Below are 18,722 nucleotides of genomic sequence, written 5' to 3'. Positions count from 1 at the left end.
TCGTCCGGCACTGTTACTCAGTGCCACCGAGCTGGCAGATGTACGTCCACTCAGCGTCGGTCACAGGCATAATGGACAGACGACCGGCCTTTTTTAGCGCCAGCTCTGTGATGGCATCATCCGCTTTAATGGCTTTGAGTGTCACAGGTCGCGGCAAATGCTGTTGGTAGCATAAGGTGACGCCTACCCAGCGTGGGTTGTCTGTACTGGACTTGGCATCATAATAATCACTGCTCAGATCAAACTGATGGGGATCTGTCTCTGCCCCTTTGGTGATAGTGGCGATGCCGACTACAGCGGGGGTTTTGCAGCTTGAGTGGTAAATAAAGACTTGATCGCCCACTTGTACATCATCGCGCAGAAAGTTACGGGCCTGATAATTACGGATTCCTTCCCAAAACGTACTTTGCTGTGGTGCCTGATGTAAATCGTCGATGGAAAATGCGTCGGGTTCGGTTTTAAATAACCAGTATGCCATGTCAGTTACCTTGTCAGAAAAAGCCGATACACAGTGTATCGCACTCTTGTCCGGCCTGCTACGTGCCTGGGTTAAGCACCTGATTTAAAGAGCTATGCCTCTCTTTACTTGCACAATAGTGTATAATTACAGGATTAGCTATGCAGTGTAAGAGGTGTGCAATGAGTCAGGCATTACAGGGGTTGCTGGAGCTACTTCAGCTTGAAGAAATCGAACAAGGGATTTATCGGGGCCAGAGCCAGGATTTGGGCTTTCCGCAGGTGTTTGGCGGCCAGGTAATGGGCCAGGCACTCTCCGCTGCCAAATACACTTTGCCAGAAGGGCGCTACGTGCATTCGCTGCACTCGTACTTTTTACGCCCCGGCGACGCGGCTAAACCGATTGTGTACGATGTTGAGAATATCCGTGATGGCCGTAGTTTTAGTACCCGCAGGGTCAGTGCTATTCAGTACGGTAAACCCATTTTTTACATGACCGCGTCTTTTCAGGGGGATGAACCTGGTTTATCCCACCAGTCAGAGATGCCGGAAGTTCCGGGTCCGGAAGCATTGCGATCATCGCTGGAGTTTTATCAGGATAAAGCAGACTTAATTCCTGAGCCGCTACGCGCCAAATTTACGCAGCCTATGCCCATCGAAATGCGTCCGGTGGAGTTTCATAACCCGTTTCAGCCCGAGGTGATGGAACCCACACGCCATGTCTGGTTTAAGGCCAATGGGGCCATGCCTGACGATCGCCGCATTCACAACTACTTGCTGGCCTATGCGTCGGATTTTGAGTTCCTGCCCACGGCGTTGCAGCCGCATGGGGTGTCCTTTATGCAAAAAAACATGCAGGTCGCGACCATAGATCATGCGATGTGGTTCCATCGTCCATTTAGAATGGATGAGTGGTTGCTTTATAGCGTTGACAGCCCCAGTGCCAGCAATGGTCGTGGACTGGTCAGGGGCCAGTTCTTTAACCGTCAGGGCGAATTAGTGGCATCTACTATTCAGGAAGGAGTGATGCGTCAGCGCGAAGCGCGCTGACGCTATGATGGTACCTTTATAGTGTAACGTCTTCTATAAGGTATCGCGGATAGACTGCCAGATCCTCGCTGGCAGTAAATCATTGAGGTGATCAGACAAAGTACTGAGTGTTGGCATCGCAGTGATGGTCTGTTGTTCAGAAATACTGATAAAGCCTTGCGTCTGTAATACGCTGATCAGGTTAGTTTGTACCTTCTTATCAAAGAACTCTGGGCTCTTAATGCCGTGTAAGGTACCAAGCCGCTTAGCCAATACGTCACTTTCATTCTCCAGTGTGGTGCGGGCAATGCCTTGATCACGTAATAACAAGCTGACACTGATGGCATAGCGTTCCAGCGTTAGGTGGATCACTTTACCCAGCATCTCTAACTGTGCCAGCGCCTTGTTGTCTTTTACGACGGTTGCCAGGTGACCATCAAAGTCAATTAGGCCCTCCTGAGCGAAGCAGTTTAATACGTCCTCAATATAGTCTTCACGCAGTTCATGCATAAACCATTCTTTGGCAAACAACGGATATAAAGTACCCAGGTGGGCCTGACACTCCGTGACCGTGACGCTGTAGCGGTTAAATAGTATTTGCGCAATAACGCTCGGGACAGCGAACAAATGCAAAATATTGTTGCGGTAATAGTTAAACAGGGTACGCTCTTTTTCCTTAATCGTGATGATCTCACCCAGTTCATCTGCCAGCACATCGAACTTATCCAGCTTAAGCGCGTGATTTAACAGTGCCTCGGCATCTTCATCTGGCGCCGTGACATTGGCATCATAGCGCGCCTGATTTTGCAAGGTGAGATAAAAGCGCATTTGTGTCAGCAGTTTTTGTCGGCTCAGCGCAAACTGCTCATTACACAGCAGCACCATGGCCAGCAGGTTGATGGAGTTCAGTGCCGCACTGGCATTGATGTTGGTCATGATCCGATCTGCCACCTGAGCCACCTGACCATTAAGCCACTGAGGTTTGGCGCCCTCACCCTGGCCGATGGCGTCGCGCCAGTCAGCCTGGTGTTCATTGAGGTATTGATTGAGGTGAATAGGGTCACCGAAGTTCAGATAGCCACGTCCATAGTTTTTGAGGTTTTTAATGGCCTTAAAGACCCCAGCAACGGATTCATTCTTTTTACTGTTACCGGCCAGCTCTTTGAGGTAGGTGTTGATCTCCATGACATGCTCATAGCCAATGTAGACCGGGACGATGGAGATAGGTCGATCGATACCGCGCAACATAGATTGCATGGTCATGGCCAACATCCCCGTTTTGGGCGGCAACAAGCGTCCTGTGCGACTGCGGCCACCTTCAGTGTAAAACTTGACTGAATAGCCTTTGATGAACAGCTGAGTCAGATACTCTTTAAAAATTGTCGAGTAGAGTTTGTTACCGGCAAAAGAGCGGCGAATAAAGAATGCGCCACAGCGCCGGAAAATGCCACCGGCCGGGAAGAAGTTCAGGTTCACCCCCGCTGCAATATGTGGTGGTACCAGACCCTGATGATAAATCACGTAGGTCAGTAACAGGTAATCCATGTGGCTGCGATGGCAGGGCACATAGATGATTTCGTGGCCTTTATCAGCCAGGTCATGTACGCGCTCGGCATTTTTTACTTCGATGCCGTTATAGAGTTTATTCCACAGCCAGGTCAGTACGCGATCGCCCACGCGAACCATAGCTTCAGAGTAGTTGGCAGCAACTTCTTCCAGTAACTCCAGCGCTTTCAGGCGTGCTTCGTCATGGCTCAGCCCTTTCGACTTGGCTTCATCAGCGATGGCGCGTTTGACTGTGGGGGCAGCCAGCAGGGAATTGAACAGAGCTTCACGCGACGGTAATCTGGGTCCGGTTGCAGCCAGCTTCTGGCGATGAAAGTGCACCCGAGCCACGCGGAGTAGTTTATGAGGTAACTCGTCTACATCGGCTTTGTCTGTCATGAGCTGATCCAGGGCGATGGGGGCAGAGAAACGCACCAGGTTATCGCGACCAGAAAACAGCACAACCATAGCCTTGCGTAACCAGCTGGGGGTCAGTGAGTGGCTGAATAAGGTGCCTATACCCGGCTTTTCTTTACCAGGATTACGGCCCCACAGTACAGTCACCGGGACCACTTGTGCTTTGATGTCCGGGTGAGCACGCAAGGCAGAGAAAATCGCTTTACCTTGATCAATTGCGGGGCTCGGTCCTGCTGTTTTGCTCAGCAGGGGAGTCGGGTTTTTGATGCCAATAAAGCGCGGCAGTGTTTTATTCCCTAAAACCTGATCCTGCATCGGGCTTGGCAATCCCAGTTTCTTACACACCGCGTTGAGTGCAGCCAGATCAGCCCGTGAATTGAGTCGGGCTACATAAAAGGTGGGCAGGCTCGGGTCCAGGTTGAACTGCGACACGGGGTCGGCCGGCAACAGTTTGCTTCTGACCAATAAACAGTTGGTCCATTGGGCCACTCGGTTGAGCCCCTGAGAAAGTAAGCGCATAGCAGTACCAGATTCGTATTTTTGCTGTATAGAATATCAGGCTTTAACTGGACTGACCATTTGTGTCAGTACAATGACAAGGACGGTGTATGCAATCCTTTGTATAAAGTATAGACGCCTTGTGCCACTTACAGTGAGGACGAGCCATACGACAAATAATTTTGCAATAATTGTTGCATTTATCGCCAGTCTCATTATAATGCTCAAACTTTCTGTGATTCGTCACACGAAAGTCATACATAGGCCTGGATTTCAGGCACGTAAACAGGAACTCCGATTTGGAGTTCAATGGTAGAAATAGAAGAACAACCGACCTCTTATATTTTGAGATGGCCTCGGGGGTTTTTTTATGCTCTTTTTAAATGCTCTTTTAATTGAGGTTTAAGAATGTCAAATCAACGCATTCGTATTCGCCTAAAAGCTTTTGACCACCGTTTGATTGACCAATCAACGGCGGAAATCGTGGAAACTGCGAAACGCACTGGCGCTCAGGTACGTGGTCCAATCCCACTTCCTACTCGCTTTGAACGTTTCACTGTATTGATCTCTCCGCACGTAAATAAAGACGCGCGTGATCAGTATGAAATCCGCACCCACAAACGTCTGATCGACATCGTAGAACCAACTGACAAGACTGTAGACGCTCTAATGCGCCTAGACCTTGCTGCTGGTGTTGATGTTCAAATCAGCCTGGGTTAATCGAAAGATTAGAGAGGTTTTAGGAAAATGGCATTAGGTCTAGTCGGTCGTAAAGTGGGTATGACACGCATCTTCACTGAAGATGGTGTATCTATCCCTGTGACAGTTATCGAAGCGACTCCTAACCGTGTTACTCAGATCAAATCTGACGCAACAGACGGTTATGACGCGCTTCAAGTTACTGCAGGCGAGAAAAAAGCAAGCCGTGTAAACAAACCAGAAGCGGGTCACTTCGCTAAAGCTGGTGTTGAAGCGGGTCGTGGCCTGTGGGAATTCCGTCTTAACGGCGGTGAAGGTGAGTTTGAAGTAGGTGCTGAGCTTACTGTTGAGCTATTCAACGAAGTAAACAAAGTAGACGTTACTGGTACTTCAAAAGGTAAAGGTTTCCAAGGTGGTGTTAAGCGCTGGAATTTCAGCACACAAGACGCTACTCACGGTAACTCTCTATCTCACCGTGCTCCTGGTTCAATCGGTCAAAACCAATCACCTGGTAAGGTGTTTAAAGGTAAGAAAATGGCTGGTCAAATGGGTAATGTGCAAACAACTACTCAGAACCTAGAGCTAGTACGTGTTGACGCTGAGCGTAATCTGCTTTTAGTTAAAGGTGCAGTACCTGGCGCTATCGGCGGCGACGTTATCGTTAAACCAGCTGTTAAAGCTTAAGTCCTGGAGATTTAGTGATGGAATTAGCAATTAAAGGCGCTGGTGCGCTTGAAGTTTCCGAAGCTACTTTTGGACGTGAGTTTAACGAAGCATTAGTACACCAAGTAGTTGTTGCTTTCGCAGCAGGTGCTCGTCAGGGTACTAAAGCTCAGAAGACACGTTCTGAAGTTGCTGGTGGTGGTAAAAAACCATTCCGCCAAAAAGGTACTGGCCGTGCACGTGCTGGTACAATCCGCAGCCCAATCTGGCGCAGCGGTGGTGTGAGCTTTGCAGCTAAGCCGCAAGATCACAGCCAAAAAGTTAACCGTAAGATGTATCGCGGTGCGATCAAGAGCATTCTTTCTGAGCTTGTTCGTCAAGATCGTCTAGTAGTTGTTGAAGAATTTGGTCTAGAAGCACCAAAGACTAAAGAACTAGTAGCTAAGCTGAAAGAGCTTGAGCTTAAAGACGTATTAATCGTGACTGAAGAAGTAGATGAGAATCTATTCCTTTCTGCACGTAACCTGTACAAGGTTGATACGCGTGATGTAGCTGGCATCGACCCAGTAAGCCTAATCGCTTTCGATAAGGTACTGATTACTGCTGCTGCTGTTAAGCAACTTGAGGAGGCGCTAGCATGATCCGTGAAGAACGTCTTTTAAAAGTAATCCTTGCTCCACACATCTCTGAGAAAAGCACTGTGTCTGCTGAAGAGAACAACACGATTGTTTTCAAAGTAGTTAAAGATGCAAACAAAGCAGAAATCAAAGCTGCTGTTGAGAAGCTTTTCGAAGTAGAAGTAACTGGTGTTCGCACGCTAAATGTTAAGGGTAAAACTAAGCGTACAGGCATGCGTTTCGGCCGTCGTTCAGACTGGAAGAAAGCCTACGTTACTCTTAAAGAAGGCAGCGAGCTAGACTTTGTCGGCGGCGCCGAGTAATAAGGGGAGTTAGAATTATGGCACTTCAAAAGTGTAAACCAACTTCTGCGGGTCGTCGTCACGTCGTTAAAGTGGTTAACCCTGATCTGCACAAGGGTAAGCCTTACGCTCCGCTATTAGAGAAGAACTCTAAATCAGGTGGTCGTAACAACAACGGTCGTATCACGGTTCGTCACATCGGTGGTGGTCACAAGCAACACTACCGTTTAATCGACTTTAAACGCACCAAAGATGGCATCCCAGCTAAAGTTGAGCGTCTAGAGTACGATCCTAACCGTAGCGCAAACATCGCTCTTGTATTATATGCAGACGGTGAGCGTCGTTACATCATCGCACCTAAAGGTGTTCAAGCGGGTGATGCAATCCAGTCTGGTGTTGATGCGCCAATCAAAGCTGGTAACGCAATGCCTATGCGTAACATCCCAGTAGGTACAACGGTACACAATGTTGAGCTTAAGCCTGGTAAAGGTGCTCAGATTGCCCGTTCTGCTGGTGCATATGTACAGATCCTAGCGCGTGAAGGCCAGTACGTGACTCTACGTCTACGTTCAGGCGAAATGCGTAAAGTTGAAGCGGATTGTCGCGCAACTATCGGTGAAGTAGGTAACGCTGAACACATGCTACGTTCACTAGGTAAAGCTGGTGCAACTCGCTGGCGTGGTGTTCGTCCTACTGTTCGTGGTGTTGCCATGAACCCGGTAGACCACCCACACGGTGGTGGTGAAGGTCGTACATCTGGTGGTCGTCACCCTGTGTCTCCATGGGGTAAGCCGACTAAAGGTGCTAAGACACGTAAGAACAAGCGTACTGATAAATTTATCGTACGTCGTCGTACTAAGTAATAGTTGAGGAATTGCCATGCCACGTTCTCTCAAGAAGGGTCCATTCATTGACCTACACTTGCTGAAGAAGGTAGAGAAGGCGTTGGAAAGCGGTGACAAGAAGCCTATAAAGACTTGGAGCCGTCGTTCAATGATCATCCCTAACATGATCGGATTGACCATCGCTGTCCATAATGGTCGTCAGCACGTACCTGTATTCGTTACAGACGAAATGATCGGTCACAAACTAGGTGAATTTGCACCTACACGTACTTACCGCGGTCACGCTGCGGATAAGAAAGCTAAAAAGCGTTAATCGGAGGGTATGATGGAAGCATTAGCTAAACACAAATTCGCCTCTGGTTCGGCGCAAAAAGCACGTCTAGTTGCAGATCAGATCCGCGGACTACCGGTTGATCGCGCGCTAGAAATCCTAGCGTACAGCCCAAAGAAAGCGGCTGTATTAGTTAAGAAAGTACTTGAGTCTGCTATCGCTAACGCGGAGCACAACGAAGGTGCTGACATTGATGAGCTTAAAGTGGCTAAAGTATTTGTAGACGAAGGTCCTACAATGAAACGTATTATGCCACGTGCTAAAGGACGCGCAGACCGCATCCTTAAGCGTTCAAGCCACATCACTGTTGTGGTTTCAGATAGCTAGGAGATATAAGTAATGGGACAAAAAGTTCATCCTACTGGTATTCGCCTAGGTATCTCTAAACCTTGGGTTTCTACCTGGTACGCGAATTCAAAAGATTTCTCTGAGCAGCTTTTTGGTGATCACAAAGTGCGTCAATACCTTACTAAGGAATTGAAAAACGCTTCTGTGTCTAAAATCGTTATTGAGCGTCCAGCTAAATCTATCCGTGTAACAATTCACACAGCTCGTCCTGGTGTTGTTATCGGTAAAAAAGGTGAAGATGTTGAAAAGCTTCGCCACGCTGTAACTAAGCTTGCTGGTGTACCTGCACAAATCAACATTGCAGAAGTACGTAAGCCAGAGCTTGATGCAAAACTAGTTGCTGACGGTATCTCTTCACAGCTAGAGCGTCGTGTTATGTTCCGTCGTGCTATGAAGCGCGCGGTACAGAACGCAATGCGTCTGGGTGCAAAGGGTATCAAAGTTGAAGTTAGCGGCCGTCTAGGCGGTGCTGAAATCGCACGTTCTGAGTGGTATCGTGAAGGTCGTGTACCTCTACACACTCTACGTGCTGACATCGACTACGCAACTTCTGAAGCTTTGACCACTTACGGTATCATCGGTGTTAAAGTTTGGATCTTCAAAGGCGAAGTTATCGGTGGTCTTCCACTGAAACAAGAAGCTGAGAAGCCAGCCAAGCGCGCTCCGAAGAAAGCTAAAAAAAGTGCTAAGTAAGAGGTAGCGACTAATGTTACAGCCAAAACGTACAAAATTCCGTAAAGTGCACAAAGGCCGCAACCGTGGTCTTGCAACTAGCGGTAATAAAGTTAGCTTCGGTTCTTTCGGCTTGAAAGCGACTGGCCGTGGCCGTATGACTGCTCGTCAAATCGAAGCAGCTCGTCGTGCTATGACACGTCACGTAAAGCGTCAAGGTAAAATCTGGATCCGTGTGTTCCCAGATAAGCCAATTACAGAAAAGCCGCTTGAAGTTCGTATGGGTAAAGGTAAAGGTTCTGTTGAATACTGGGTTGCTGAAATTCAGCCTGGTAAAGTACTTTACGAGATGGAAGGTGTGCCGGAAGAGCTTGCTCGCGAAGCATTCAACCTAGCTGCTCGTAAATTACCTTTCAAAACCACTTTTGTAACTCGGACGGTAATGTAAATGAAAGCTAGCGAACTTAAAGACAAAAGCGTAGAAGAGCTAAATGCTGAACTTCTAGAGCTTCTGCGTGAGCAGTTCAATCTGCGCATGCAAGCGAGCACTGGTCAGCTGGCTCAAACTCACGAGCTGAAAAAAGTACGTCGCAATATTGCGCGTGTTAAAACAGTTATCAACCAGAAGGCAGGTTCATAATGAGCGATAATACTCGTACTCTTCAAGGTCGTGTAGTTAGCGACAAAATGGACAAGTCAATCGTTGTTGCTATCGAGCGTCAGGTTAAGCACCCGATCTACGGTAAATTCATCAAGCGTACAACTAAGTTGCACGCACACGATGAGAGCAACACTGCGCAAGCAGGTGATACTGTGACTATCCGTGAATGTGCACCGATCTCTAAGAAAAAATCTTGGACTTTGGTAGACGTTCTGGTTCGTCCTAAGAAAGCTTAATTTTTATTAATTAAGTTTGTCTTGAAAGCCCCGGCCTTTTGGTCGGGGCTTTTGCGTTTGGGGCGGTCAGGTTATTTTGGGGGTCGTCTGAATAGAATGACTATCCGTGAATGTGCGTCACCACCAAAACCCCCTAAGAAAACATCTTGGACTTTGGTAGACGTTCTGGTTCGTCCTAAGAAAGCTTAATTTTTATTAATTAAGTTTGTCTTGAAAGCCCCGGCCTTTTGGTCGGGGCTTTTGCGTTTAGGGCGATCAGGTTATTTTAGGGGTCGTCTGAATAGAATGACTATCCGTGAATGTGCGCCATTCCTGGGGGTATTCTTACAGAGGTACTGCAGCGATGCGTGTTACGTTGCTAAATCAAGGTATTGAGGTTGGTCGTTTTTTGAACTATGCTCGGTGGTGCAATTCACTTTGTTATTAAGGAAAATCCAATGAAATTGAAACTCAACAAAAAGCCGATGAAGGCGTTATCGCCAAGCACAACCACAATGCCTGTTGATATGACCCCAAAAGTTGCGGGTGGCTCACTGCTAGCTTGTTTACCAGTTGGGACGCGCGGTTGTCGAACCAATAACTCCTGTGATCACTTCTGTTTTATTTCCGATCCTGAGGTTCATGGTTGTTAATTGAAGCACCACTAAACGGATTGTACGTATGAGGTGCTTCCCTTTTTGTAAGTCCTTAAATCACCCGTGAAAAGCGGGTGTTTTTGATCTGTTGTTGCAGATAGGCATCAAAGCACATGCAGATGATGCGGATAAACAGGTTCCCCTTAGCTGTGACTTCAATACGTTGCTTGGTGAGGTCCACCAGACCATCTTCAGCCAGAGGTTTAAGTGCCGTCAGCGCATCGGCAAAGTAGTCGTCAAAGTTGAGGCCATGCTCAGCGGCAAAGGTAGTTTTGTCGAGCTCGAAGTGGCAAATAAGCTGCTTGATCGCGGCGGCGCGAATTTCATCATCACGGGTGAGCTTAACGCCTTTATGAATAGCGCTACGGCGCTCAGTGACGGCCTGGTAGTAGGGCTTCAGGTCTTTTTCATTTTGTAAAATGGCATTACCGATCTGTGAAATAGACGACACGCCGAGGCCGAGCAAGTCGCAGTTACCATGGGTGGTATAGCCCTGGAAGTTTCGGTGCAGATGATTATGTCGCTGTGCCACAGCCAGCTCGTCATCGGTTTTGGCAAAATGGTCCATACCGATAAACTGGTAACCGGCATCGCTCATCTGTGTCAGTGTTTGCTTAAAGATCGCGAGCTTTTCTTTGGCGTTGGGCATATCGGCCTCTTTCAGCTTGCGCTGGGCGGCGAATCTGTCCGGCAGATGGGCATAGTTAAACACCGAAACCCGATCAGGGCCCAACTCAATGAGCTGCGCTATGGTATCGCGATAGGACTCAACGCTCTGATGAGGCAGGCCGTAAATCATGTCCATATTAATGGATTTAAAGCCCAGCTCGCGGGCTTGTTTTAAGAGCGACAGCACTTCTGCAATCTGTTGCGGTCGATTTACTGCTGCCTGTACCTGATCATTAAAATCCTGCACCCCGAATGACACCCGATTAAAGCCGAGCTTTTCAAGCGCTGGCAGCATGTCTTCGGCCAGTGATCTGGGGTCGATTTCAATGCCGCGCTGGGCAGTTGGTGTGAAGGTGAAGTGCTGCTCCAGCATGGTGACCAGGCGTGTCATTTGCGCTGTGGTTAGAAAGGTGGGGGTGCCGCCTCCTAGGTGCAATTGCTCAACCTGATAAGCTTTAAACAGCGGTGCCTGAGCGGCTATCTCCAATTCCAGATGGTCGAGGTATACGTCGGCCTTGGACTGATGTCGGGTAATAATCTTATTACAGCCACAGTAATAGCAAAGCTGGTGACAGAATGGAATATGAATATACAGCGACAGTGCACGGGTGTCGGAGTGTGCGATGGCATCAACCAGATCGGCCTGAGTATAACCTGATTCAAGTGATAGGGCTGTTGGATAAGAGGTATATCTGGGGCCTGAGATATTGTATTTGTTGATGAGGGAGTCATCCCACTGAGGTAATTTAATCACGATCGCACTCTCTTTATTATTGAGAATGCTAGTGTAAGCAAAGTTGTGCTTTGAGGCGTTGATCTAAAGCAAAAGGAAGGGCAGGTGATGACGCTCACTGCCCCATCTTGTCGGGCCCTACAGCCTAAATTGGTCCACCAGGGTGTTCAGTTCACGGGCAATGTGGCTCAATGCTTTGGCGTCCTGGGATACTTGCTGTGCCCCTTGCGCTGTTTCCGCGGCACTCTCACTGACATGGGTGACACTTTCAGATATTTGCATTGAGACCGTATTCTGCTCCTCTGATGCGCTGGCAATTTGTAAATTCATTTCGCGAATGGTGCTGATTGAGCCGCAAATTGCTTGTAACGTTGCGCCGGCGTGTTCGGTTTGCTCCGCGGAGTTCTCCGCATGGTCGACATTACGTTGCATATGCTCTACTGAGCGTTTGGCCTCGTTTTGTAAGCGCGAGATCATCGCCTGGATCTCTTCGGTACTTTGCTGCGTACGGCTGGCCAGGCTGCGTACTTCATCAGCCACCACGGCAAAGCCCCGGCCTTGCTCGCCAGCCCGCGCGGCTTCGATCGCCGCGTTGAGTGCCAGCAGATTGGTTTGGTCTGCAATACTGCGGATCACATCCAAAATGGAGCCGACCGACTCCGTCTCGTTTTCTAACTGGGTAATGGCCTCACTGACTTGTTGAATACTGCCCACCAGTTCACTCATGGCTTCACGAGACGTTTGTACCACCTGGATCCCGGTCTGGGATTGCTGATCAGCTTCGGTAGCCGCGTCGGCAGCCAGTTGCGCGCTTTGCGTGATCTCATGTACGGTCGCACTCATTTGTTGCATCGCTGTGGCACTTTGGGTCAGTTGATCTTGCTGTTGATCGGTCTCACTTTTGGTTTTCTCAGTGATTGAAATCATTGCTCCGGTTGTGTCATTTAATGTGGTGGTAGCAGATTTGATTTTACTCACTATGTCCCTCAGTGTGGTTGTCATTTCGGACATCGCCCGATATATGCCTGTGGTATTCGTGGTCGCAAATTGGTAACTGAGATCGCCTTTGGCGATGGCTTTGGCCAGTGCTTCGATTTCTCTTGGCTCACCGCCAATGGGCTCGCGCAGTAAATTGCTGACATACCAGCTCAGGAACGCGCCCGCGAACACCACCAACACCGATACTGTGGTTACCAGCATCACCGCCTGCTCACTGGTGCTTTGCGCTTGAGGGCCAAGCTCGTCCTGGCGGTTTTTAATATCCAGCTTAATATCTTCCAGTGTGTTAGCCACCTGAGGGCCAATAACATTGAGTTTTTGCGAGATGAGCTGGTTACGCTGCAATATGGTCTGGTTCACAGCTTTGACGGCGGTAATGTAATCGAGTTTGTGCTGTAAGAATTCAACAAGCATGCCCTGAACCGGTTGCCATGCAAATGCCCCGGCCTGTTCGTCCAGCAGGGCTGCCAGTTGGCTAAACTCTTCAATGGCGCGTTGGTAATCCTTGTCCGTGTTTGTCACCAGGAATTTGACCACGTATAAACGGCCGAGCAACAACGTTTCCTGCAACCGGGCCGCTGCGAACAAAGCTTCATTATTGTTTTGTTGATGTGCATTGTTGATCACATCGCTGAGTATGGTGCGCATTTGTACGCCTTTGACATCCAGCTGGTTGGTTACTATGTCATTGCGTTGAGCGTATAACTGCACAATTTGCTCGAATGCCCGCCGATATTCTTCAATGTCGCTTGCACTGTTAGTGAGTTGGCTCTGGTAACTGGTATCCGAGATACTTGCCTGGGCCTGATCCATGAGTTCCTTGAGCAAATCAAAACGCTCGTTAAATTCATTAATGTTGGTTGTGCTCTGCTCTTTCAGGTATTTGAGTGCGTTGAGGCGCACCATCAGTAAATTCGCCTGCAGACGGCCGCTTAAATTGGCATTGCGTGCCAATGTACGATATTCGACGAAGTTGTTATAACCGGTATTCAGCCCAAGGTAGGCAGAGATAGAAATCACCGTCATCAGAGCGATGAGGGCGCCAAATGAGTACGCAAGCATCTGCGCCAGTTTGAGGTTTTTAAACATAATTAAGCACTGATCCGCAAAGAGTCACCTTATAAGTGATCGTCTGCAACTGTGCATTAGTCAAGTTTTGGCAAGACAGAAATAGTGAGGAATGTGTTTTCAGGAGGCCCGGGAGCCCGGGCCACTCAGACGTTACAGTTTAAACTGATTTACGGTGTTATTAAGTGCTTTTGCCAGACTATTCAGATCACGGGCTTCATCGGCCAGCAAGTGTGCATGGTTCGCTGTGCTATTGACCAGGTCGTTAATGGCATTGAGGCTATTATTGATATCCTCAGCGACGACCGTTTGTTCTTCCGTTGAGGTCGCAATCTGGTGACTTTGATCTTGTACCGTACTGACCGACTCCGTGATATTACGCAGTGCATCCAGCACTTCCTGCGTTTGTCCCACTGACCCTTCTGCACGCTCCTGACCCTGCTGCATCATCACAGAAGCTTGCTGAGCGATCTGTTGCAGGCGAGAGATCATATTACGGATATCATCTGTCGACTCCTGGGTACGACTGGCCAGGCTGCGTACTTCATCGGCTACCACGGCAAAGCCACGGCCTTGCTCACCCGCGCGGCAGCTTCAATGGCGGCGTTGAGTGCCAGCAGGTTGGTTTGCTCTGCGATGCCATTGATCACGTCAATCACGGCACCAATGTTGCTGGTTTCCTGTTCCAGACCGGCAACCACTTTGGCCGCCTCTCCAATGTGACCAGCAAGCTGAGTCATGACTTCCTGAGCCTGACCCGAGCGCGCTGCACCGTCATTGGTCATGCTCTGAACCAGATCAGCTGCCCGATTTGTTTCATGGGCATTGCGGGAAATCTCAGTGACCGTGGCCGCCATCTCTGTGACTGCTGCGCTCACACTGTCAACTTGCTCTTTCTCCTGCTGGATCTCATTGTTGGTGTTAGTTGAGACATCCTGCAATTGGGCTGCAGCACCACTGAGTTGCTGCGCTTGTGCAGCGGTATCGAGCATCATACTGCGCAGCTTGTCGATAAAGGTGTTCATGTGATGAGCCAGCTGACCGACTTCATCCTGACTGTTGATATCGATACGACGAGTCAGGTCGCCTTCACCTGAGGCAATATCTCGCATGGTATTGGTTAGTGTAGTGATGGGCGCTGCAATCATTTGTGTGGCCCATAGAATCATGGCAACAATAATGGCTAGAATAATGATCACAGCGGTCACTGTGCTCATAACGGCATCATTGACAGGTTCTTCAATTAGGCTGACGGGGATCAACAAACCCAGATGCCAATCCAGGATTGGTTTGTCGAGTTTGACGTTGTTGAATACCACATAGTAGTCAACGCCTTTGAGGGTAACCATCGCGGCCCCCGCGCCTTCTGAACGCATTGCGCGATTGAGCTCAGCAAACCCTTCGGTATCTGCAAATTGTCTTTCCAGCGCTTCCAGACCTTCTTTGCCGTTCGCGCCCTCATCAGTAATAGAGAGTTTATGCCCGGTTCGTTTGGACAGATGGACCACTTTATAATCGTGGTCGAGTAAGAAGCCATAACCCTGACCATCAAACTGGATCTGCTCAACCAGTTCACTGATCTTGTTAATTTGCAGGTCAACGCCACCTACCGCAACCAGTTCGCGCTGGGCATTGTAGACAGGTTGCTGAACAACGGCAGAGACGGCACCCGTGTTGATATCTACAGATACCGCACCGACATACAGACCTCCATGACTCAGCGCATCCTGCCACCATGGGCGCTTGTACGAGTAGTAAGGGCGACCATCAGAGTAGTTTGAGGTACGCTCATTTTCTTTGAAGTATTCACCTGTGCGTGCCGATGCCATAAAAGCGGAAAGAATATTCTCATCGCTGGCTGAGATGCGGATAAAGTCCTGATTGACTTCCTGATAGCCAAGGTCGGCGCTGAGCGGCTTTTCTCGCTGGGTGTAGTCGTCAAACCAATTCACATTATGCGGATTGGTGACGAAGGTTTCTACAATGGCACCATAACGCGTAAAGAAGGATTCCATGGAGAGCTTTTCGGCATATAAATGACTTTCTGCTTCTCTCTCTATGCCTTCTCGGGAAAGTTGGGCAATGTGGTTAACGAAATACCCTGATGCAGCAACCAATAAAATAGAAATGGTACCGCCAATCAAAAAGAGGATTTTTTTTCTAAGGGATAAATTTTCAAGCATGCGTTTTTCTTTTTCTTGGGACCAGGCAAGCCTCAATCAAACCATATCTCATGCAAGAAGGCTACAAATTAAGGCGGTTGATTGATAACACTTGGCGAATAATCTTTACATCCCTAATCGGCAATAGGGACAGATACTTTAACTTTTAGCAATAAATCAGTCGTTTTTATTACTTTCTATGTCATCGCAGATTTTTGCCAGCGCACCGTGCTCTGTTGCATGATGTGTAGCGCTGATCACATCACATTACAGGACAATGATATGCACGATAAACTCGTTGTTGCCGGCGCGGGCTGGTTGGGAATGCCTACAGCTGAGGCTGCGGCGGAGAAGGGGTGGCAGGTACAGGCAACCCGACGGCAGCCACACAGCAATGCGCTGACGCGTCAACTCGCTCATGATGGGACAAGACTGGTGCATGACGTATCGTTACAGCACGCTTTTTGGCTCTGTGCTATGCCGCCGGGTGCGCGTCGTGAAGACAGTAACTATCTGGTGACGCTAGAAGCGACGCTGGCGTTGGCAACAGAGCTGCAAATGCAGGGCTTTTTATTGTGCTCAAGCACTGGGGTTTATGCGCAAGCTGATGGGGTTTATAGCGAGCAGGGAACATTGGCTGCAACCGATTCGCAGCGTCAACGCGTTTTACAACAGGCAGAGCAGCTGGTGCTGTCGCATGGTGGCAAGGTGCTGAGGCTGGCAGGCTTAGTAGGGCCTGAACGGGAACCAGGACAATTTATCGCTGGCAAGACCTTACGCAGTAGCAGCCAGGAGCGGGTTAATATGGTACACCGGGATGATGTGGTTGCGGCCATTATGTCTGTGCTGACTCACTGGCCGCAGGCGAGGTCAGTTTACAACGTGTGTTCTCCTGCACATCCGCTTAAGCAGGATTACTATCAGGCGCATTGCACGCAAGCAGGCACACAGGCTCCGAGCTTTGCCAGTGATGACAGCAAAGCACGTATCATTGACGGCGCGGCTATCTGTGAACTGGGGTTTAGTTATCAGCACGCCATCTGAGTGGGTTCACTTTTTAAAGGTCAGGTGACCGCCCAGGCGATATTTACTGCCCGGTGAGATTAACCGGGCAAAGCTGACAATGCCTCCTTCAGACCAGGTTCTGCGGATCAGTTGTAAGCAGGGCTCTTCATGAAACATATTTAGCCACTGGCAAATATCCGGGCCGGGCATGATGGCCTCAACGGTATGGCGTGCCTCTGTCAGGGGCGCAATCTGGACCAGGTACTCATGGGGGGTGATTTGTGTGAAGTCCTGTTGCAGGTAGTCAGGTGCCAATTGGGGGTTAACGAAGCGCTCTTCGACTTGCAGAGGTTGTTCGTTGTCATGATGTACCAGCACACTGCGATACACCTGAGTATCCATTTCAACACCCAGTGCAATGGCGATTGGGGCAATGGCCGCCATGGATTCCAGGGACAGGACCACACAGGTGTAGTCACCACCGCGCTCTTTGACCTCATCGGCGATATTACGTATTTCCAGCAGAGAAGATTGGGATTTGAATCTGGCAACAAAGGTACCCAGACCCTGGCTACGAGTTAGGATCCCTGCGTCGGTGAGTTCACTGAGCGCGCGTCTGGCGGTCATGCGGCTTACCCTGAATTGCGCGGACAAGGCGTTTTCAGACGGAACTTGTTGATCTTCCTGCCAGACACCACTGCGGATCTGCGTGATGATATGTTGTTTTATTTGTGCAAATTTGGGTTGCGTTGTCACAATCTCATGCCATGGTTAGTAAAGTAAACCCAACTGTAGCGTCAGGCTGAGCGAACATAGCTCGCTGATAAACATGGCACACCTCTATTGTATATACAAGTAATCTTGCTACACTCAAACCAGCAAGTTAGAGATGAGGAATTGAGTGGTGATGGAAGTAGATTTAGTGGTTCTGGACGTTAATCTGGCGACAATGGACCCTGATATTGAGCGCCCTTATGGGGCCATTGAGCATGGGGCGATGATGGTCAAAGATGGGGTAATCTGTTGGCTTGGTGCACAGGCTGATCTGCCGGAGTTTGATCCGGTGACGACACCGACTATCTCAGCAAAAGGGGCCTGGATGACGCCAGGTCTGATTGATTGTCATACTCACATTCTGTTCGCCGGTTCACGCGCTCAGGAATTTGAACAACGCCTTAATGGTGTGTCTTATCAGCAAATCGCGCAACAGGGTGGCGGCATTGCGACGACCATGAAGGCAACCCGTGCGGCGGATCATGAACACTTGTTTGTGGCTGGTAAAACGCGACTGAATGCCTTGCTCAGTGAGGGTGTCACCACAGTAGAAAGCAAATCGGGCTATGGTCTGGATTGTGAAAGCGAAATTAAGCTGCTAGAAGTCAACCGCATGCTGGATGAACATCACCCTATCAGTGTACAAAGTACGTTCCTAGGTGCCCATGCGCTTCCACCGGAATATCGGGATGACGCCGATGGTTATATCGATCTGGTGTGCGAGCAAATGTTACCTCAGGTAGCCGAACACTCCCTGGCCGATGCGGTCGACGCATTTTGTGAAAATGTCGGTTTTAGCAATGCGCAAACGCGCCGTGTGTTTGCCAAAGCCACAGAGCTAGGTTTAAAAGTAAAATGTCATGCTGAGCAGTTGTCTAATCAGCACGGCAGTGAGCTGGTGGCTGAGTTTAATGGTTTGTCCGCCGACCACATTGAGTACCTGGATGAAACCGGTGTTAAAGCGATGGCCGAAGCGGGCACTGTTGGGGTGGTGCTGCCGGGTGCGTTTTATTTTCTTCGTGAAACTCAATTACCCCCGATTGAGCTCCTGCGTCAGCATAATGTGCCGATTGCACTGGCCAGTGACTTTAATCCAGGAACTGCGCCATTGTGCTCATTACGTCTGATGTTGAATATGGCATGCACCTTGTTCCGTATGACACCGGAAGAAGCATTGCTGGGTGTTACACGCCATGGTGCCAAAGCGCTGGGTCTGTCGGATCGGGGGATGCTAAAAGTCGGCATGCGCGCCGATATGGTGCTGTGGCAGGTCGGTCATCCGGCTGAACTCAGTTATCAGTTTGGCGTAAATGACCTGTTAAATACCTGGATTTCGGGTAAACTTGTGCAATAGTAAG

At 49.2% G+C, this 18,722-nt stretch carries 20 protein-coding genes and 1 pseudogene; 15 read left to right on the top strand and 6 right to left on the bottom strand.

What is annotated here, in order from left to right; all coding sequences use genetic code 11:
- Nucleotides 1-13: 13 nt before the first annotated feature.
- A complete protein-coding gene (locus tag IY568_RS15490; protein WP_194868030.1) occupies nt 14-478 on the bottom strand; it encodes an EVE domain-containing protein in 465 nt (154 codons plus the stop codon).
- A 161-nt stretch (nt 479-639) separates the two neighbouring features.
- Here IY568_RS15490 and tesB point away from each other — a divergent pair, with 161 nt between their 5' ends.
- Entirely contained in the window at nt 640-1,506 is an 867-nt protein-coding gene (gene tesB / locus IY568_RS15485) for an acyl-CoA thioesterase II (protein WP_125563027.1), read from the top strand.
- Nucleotides 1,507-1,539: 33 nt separating this feature from the next.
- Here the strand turns inward: tesB and plsB are convergent, their stop codons facing one another.
- Entirely contained in the window at nt 1,540-3,966 is a 2,427-nt protein-coding gene (gene plsB, locus IY568_RS15480) for a glycerol-3-phosphate 1-O-acyltransferase PlsB (protein ID WP_138537840.1), read from the bottom strand.
- Nucleotides 3,967-4,353: 387 nt separating this feature from the next.
- On the opposite strand from plsB, the gene rpsJ reads away from it, so the two are divergent.
- The 12 genes from rpsJ to IY568_RS15420 all read left to right on the top strand — a co-directional run bounded on the left by rpsJ (nt 4,354) and on the right by IY568_RS15420 (nt 9,951).
- Entirely contained in the window at nt 4,354-4,665 is a 312-nt protein-coding gene (gene rpsJ, locus IY568_RS15475) for a 30S ribosomal protein S10 (protein ID WP_005495349.1), read from the top strand.
- A gap of 27 nt (nt 4,666-4,692) precedes the next feature.
- Nucleotides 4,693-5,328, top strand: coding sequence for a 50S ribosomal protein L3 (rplC, locus tag IY568_RS15470; protein WP_010386162.1), 636 nt, complete (start codon nt 4,693-4,695; stop codon nt 5,326-5,328).
- Nucleotides 5,329-5,345: 17 nt separating this feature from the next.
- A complete protein-coding gene (gene rplD, locus IY568_RS15465; RefSeq protein ID WP_010386164.1) occupies nt 5,346-5,948 on the top strand; it encodes a 50S ribosomal protein L4 in 603 nt (200 codons plus the stop codon).
- Complete coding sequence (gene rplW / locus IY568_RS15460) at nt 5,945-6,247, top strand: 50S ribosomal protein L23 (RefSeq protein WP_010386165.1); 303 nt, start codon at nt 5,945-5,947, stop codon at nt 6,245-6,247. Before rplD ends, rplW begins: the two co-directional genes overlap by 4 nt.
- 17 nt (nt 6,248-6,264) lie before the next feature.
- Nucleotides 6,265-7,089 (top strand): 50S ribosomal protein L2, encoded by an 825-nt coding sequence (gene rplB, locus IY568_RS15455; RefSeq protein ID WP_054016992.1) that lies wholly within the window; start codon nt 6,265-6,267, stop codon nt 7,087-7,089.
- A 16-nt stretch (nt 7,090-7,105) separates the two neighbouring features.
- Complete coding sequence (gene rpsS, locus IY568_RS15450; protein WP_010367084.1) at nt 7,106-7,384, top strand: 30S ribosomal protein S19; 279 nt, start codon at nt 7,106-7,108, stop codon at nt 7,382-7,384.
- Between the two features lie 12 nt (nt 7,385-7,396).
- Nucleotides 7,397-7,729 carry a 50S ribosomal protein L22 gene (rplV, locus tag IY568_RS15445; RefSeq protein WP_010386167.1) on the top strand — a complete coding sequence of 111 codons (333 nt, stop codon included), beginning with the start codon at nt 7,397-7,399 and terminating at the stop codon, nt 7,727-7,729.
- 12 nt (nt 7,730-7,741) lie between these two features.
- Nucleotides 7,742-8,443 (top strand): 30S ribosomal protein S3, encoded by a 702-nt coding sequence (gene rpsC, locus IY568_RS15440; RefSeq protein WP_194868029.1) that lies wholly within the window; start codon nt 7,742-7,744, stop codon nt 8,441-8,443.
- A gap of 13 nt (nt 8,444-8,456) precedes the next feature.
- Nucleotides 8,457-8,870: a 50S ribosomal protein L16 gene (gene rplP / locus IY568_RS15435; RefSeq protein ID WP_010386169.1), complete on the top strand. Its 414-nt coding sequence runs from the start codon at nt 8,457-8,459 to the stop codon at nt 8,868-8,870.
- Nucleotides 8,871-9,062 (top strand): 50S ribosomal protein L29, encoded by a 192-nt coding sequence (gene rpmC / locus IY568_RS15430; RefSeq protein ID WP_046004903.1) that lies wholly within the window; start codon nt 8,871-8,873, stop codon nt 9,060-9,062.
- On the top strand, nt 9,062-9,319 hold the full coding sequence (gene rpsQ, locus IY568_RS15425) for a 30S ribosomal protein S17 (protein WP_046004904.1): 258 nt from the start codon (nt 9,062-9,064) through the stop codon (nt 9,317-9,319). The genes rpmC and rpsQ overlap by 1 nt, the downstream gene beginning before the upstream one ends.
- Before the next feature lie 437 nt (nt 9,320-9,756).
- Nucleotides 9,757-9,951 (top strand): hypothetical protein, encoded by a 195-nt coding sequence (locus IY568_RS15420; protein WP_125563031.1) that lies wholly within the window; start codon nt 9,757-9,759, stop codon nt 9,949-9,951.
- A gap of 55 nt (nt 9,952-10,006) precedes the next feature.
- Here IY568_RS15420 and hemN read toward each other — a convergent pair whose 3' ends face one another.
- From hemN to IY568_RS15405, 3 genes and pseudogenes are all read right to left on the bottom strand, one after another.
- A complete protein-coding gene (hemN, locus tag IY568_RS15415) occupies nt 10,007-11,377 on the bottom strand; it encodes an oxygen-independent coproporphyrinogen III oxidase (protein ID WP_194868028.1) in 1,371 nt (456 codons plus the stop codon).
- A 117-nt stretch (nt 11,378-11,494) separates the two neighbouring features.
- Nucleotides 11,495-13,444, bottom strand: coding sequence for a methyl-accepting chemotaxis protein (locus IY568_RS15410; protein ID WP_194868027.1), 1,950 nt, complete (start codon nt 13,442-13,444; stop codon nt 11,495-11,497).
- A gap of 132 nt (nt 13,445-13,576) precedes the next feature.
- Nucleotides 13,577-15,606 (bottom strand): annotated as a pseudogene (locus IY568_RS15405) (methyl-accepting chemotaxis protein).
- Between the two features lie 261 nt (nt 15,607-15,867).
- On the opposite strand from IY568_RS15405, the gene IY568_RS15400 reads away from it, so the two are divergent.
- Nucleotides 15,868-16,629, top strand: coding sequence for an NADP-binding protein (locus IY568_RS15400; RefSeq protein ID WP_138537835.1), 762 nt, complete (start codon nt 15,868-15,870; stop codon nt 16,627-16,629).
- A 6-nt stretch (nt 16,630-16,635) separates the two neighbouring features.
- Here IY568_RS15400 and hutC read toward each other — a convergent pair whose 3' ends face one another.
- A complete protein-coding gene (gene hutC / locus IY568_RS15395) occupies nt 16,636-17,346 on the bottom strand; it encodes a histidine utilization repressor (protein ID WP_125563042.1) in 711 nt (236 codons plus the stop codon).
- Nucleotides 17,347-17,497: 151 nt separating this feature from the next.
- Here hutC and hutI point away from each other — a divergent pair, with 151 nt between their 5' ends.
- The gene (gene hutI / locus IY568_RS15390; RefSeq protein ID WP_194868026.1) at nt 17,498-18,718 is read left to right on the top strand and encodes an imidazolonepropionase; all 1,221 of its coding nucleotides are present in this window, start codon (nt 17,498-17,500) and stop codon (nt 18,716-18,718) included.
- Nucleotides 18,719-18,722: the final 4 nt, after the last annotated feature.

Source organism: Pseudoalteromonas sp. PPB1 (assembly GCF_015356275.1).
GTDB classification, from domain to species: Bacteria; Pseudomonadota; Gammaproteobacteria; order Enterobacterales; family Alteromonadaceae; genus Pseudoalteromonas; species Pseudoalteromonas rubra_D.
Note: the sequence above shows the minus strand (reverse complement) of the source record. Positions and strands in the feature narration are given on the sequence as shown.

Bases quoted from the DNA above. Each gene is read 5' to 3' on its own strand.
- rplV (WP_010386167.1), top strand. From the start codon at position 7,397: ATGGAAGCATTAGCTAAACACAAATTCGCCTCTGGTTCGGCGCAAAAA.
- rpsC (WP_194868029.1), top strand. From the start codon at position 7,742: ATGGGACAAAAAGTTCATCCTACTGGTATTCGCCTAGGTATCTCTAAA.
- rpmC (WP_046004903.1), top strand. From the start codon at position 8,871: ATGAAAGCTAGCGAACTTAAAGACAAAAGCGTAGAAGAGCTAAATGCT.
- IY568_RS15400 (WP_138537835.1), top strand. From the start codon at position 15,868: ATGCACGATAAACTCGTTGTTGCCGGCGCGGGCTGGTTGGGAATGCCT.
- rpsJ (WP_005495349.1), top strand. From the start codon at position 4,354: ATGTCAAATCAACGCATTCGTATTCGCCTAAAAGCTTTTGACCACCGT.
- rpsS (WP_010367084.1), top strand. From the start codon at position 7,106: ATGCCACGTTCTCTCAAGAAGGGTCCATTCATTGACCTACACTTGCTG.
- rplP (WP_010386169.1), top strand. From the start codon at position 8,457: ATGTTACAGCCAAAACGTACAAAATTCCGTAAAGTGCACAAAGGCCGC.
- hutI (WP_194868026.1), top strand. From the start codon at position 17,498: ATGGAAGTAGATTTAGTGGTTCTGGACGTTAATCTGGCGACAATGGAC.
- rplB (WP_054016992.1), top strand. From the start codon at position 6,265: ATGGCACTTCAAAAGTGTAAACCAACTTCTGCGGGTCGTCGTCACGTC.
- IY568_RS15490 (WP_194868030.1), bottom strand. From the start codon at position 478: ATGGCATACTGGTTATTTAAAACCGAACCCGACGCATTTTCCATCGAC.
- IY568_RS15410 (WP_194868027.1), bottom strand. From the start codon at position 13,444: ATGTTTAAAAACCTCAAACTGGCGCAGATGCTTGCGTACTCATTTGGC.
- tesB (WP_125563027.1), top strand. From the start codon at position 640: ATGAGTCAGGCATTACAGGGGTTGCTGGAGCTACTTCAGCTTGAAGAA.
- rplD (WP_010386164.1), top strand. From the start codon at position 5,346: ATGGAATTAGCAATTAAAGGCGCTGGTGCGCTTGAAGTTTCCGAAGCT.
- plsB (WP_138537840.1), bottom strand. From the start codon at position 3,966: ATGCGCTTACTTTCTCAGGGGCTCAACCGAGTGGCCCAATGGACCAAC.
- rplW (WP_010386165.1), top strand. From the start codon at position 5,945: ATGATCCGTGAAGAACGTCTTTTAAAAGTAATCCTTGCTCCACACATC.
- rplC (WP_010386162.1), top strand. From the start codon at position 4,693: ATGGCATTAGGTCTAGTCGGTCGTAAAGTGGGTATGACACGCATCTTC.
- IY568_RS15420 (WP_125563031.1), top strand. From the start codon at position 9,757: ATGAAATTGAAACTCAACAAAAAGCCGATGAAGGCGTTATCGCCAAGC.
- rpsQ (WP_046004904.1), top strand. From the start codon at position 9,062: ATGAGCGATAATACTCGTACTCTTCAAGGTCGTGTAGTTAGCGACAAA.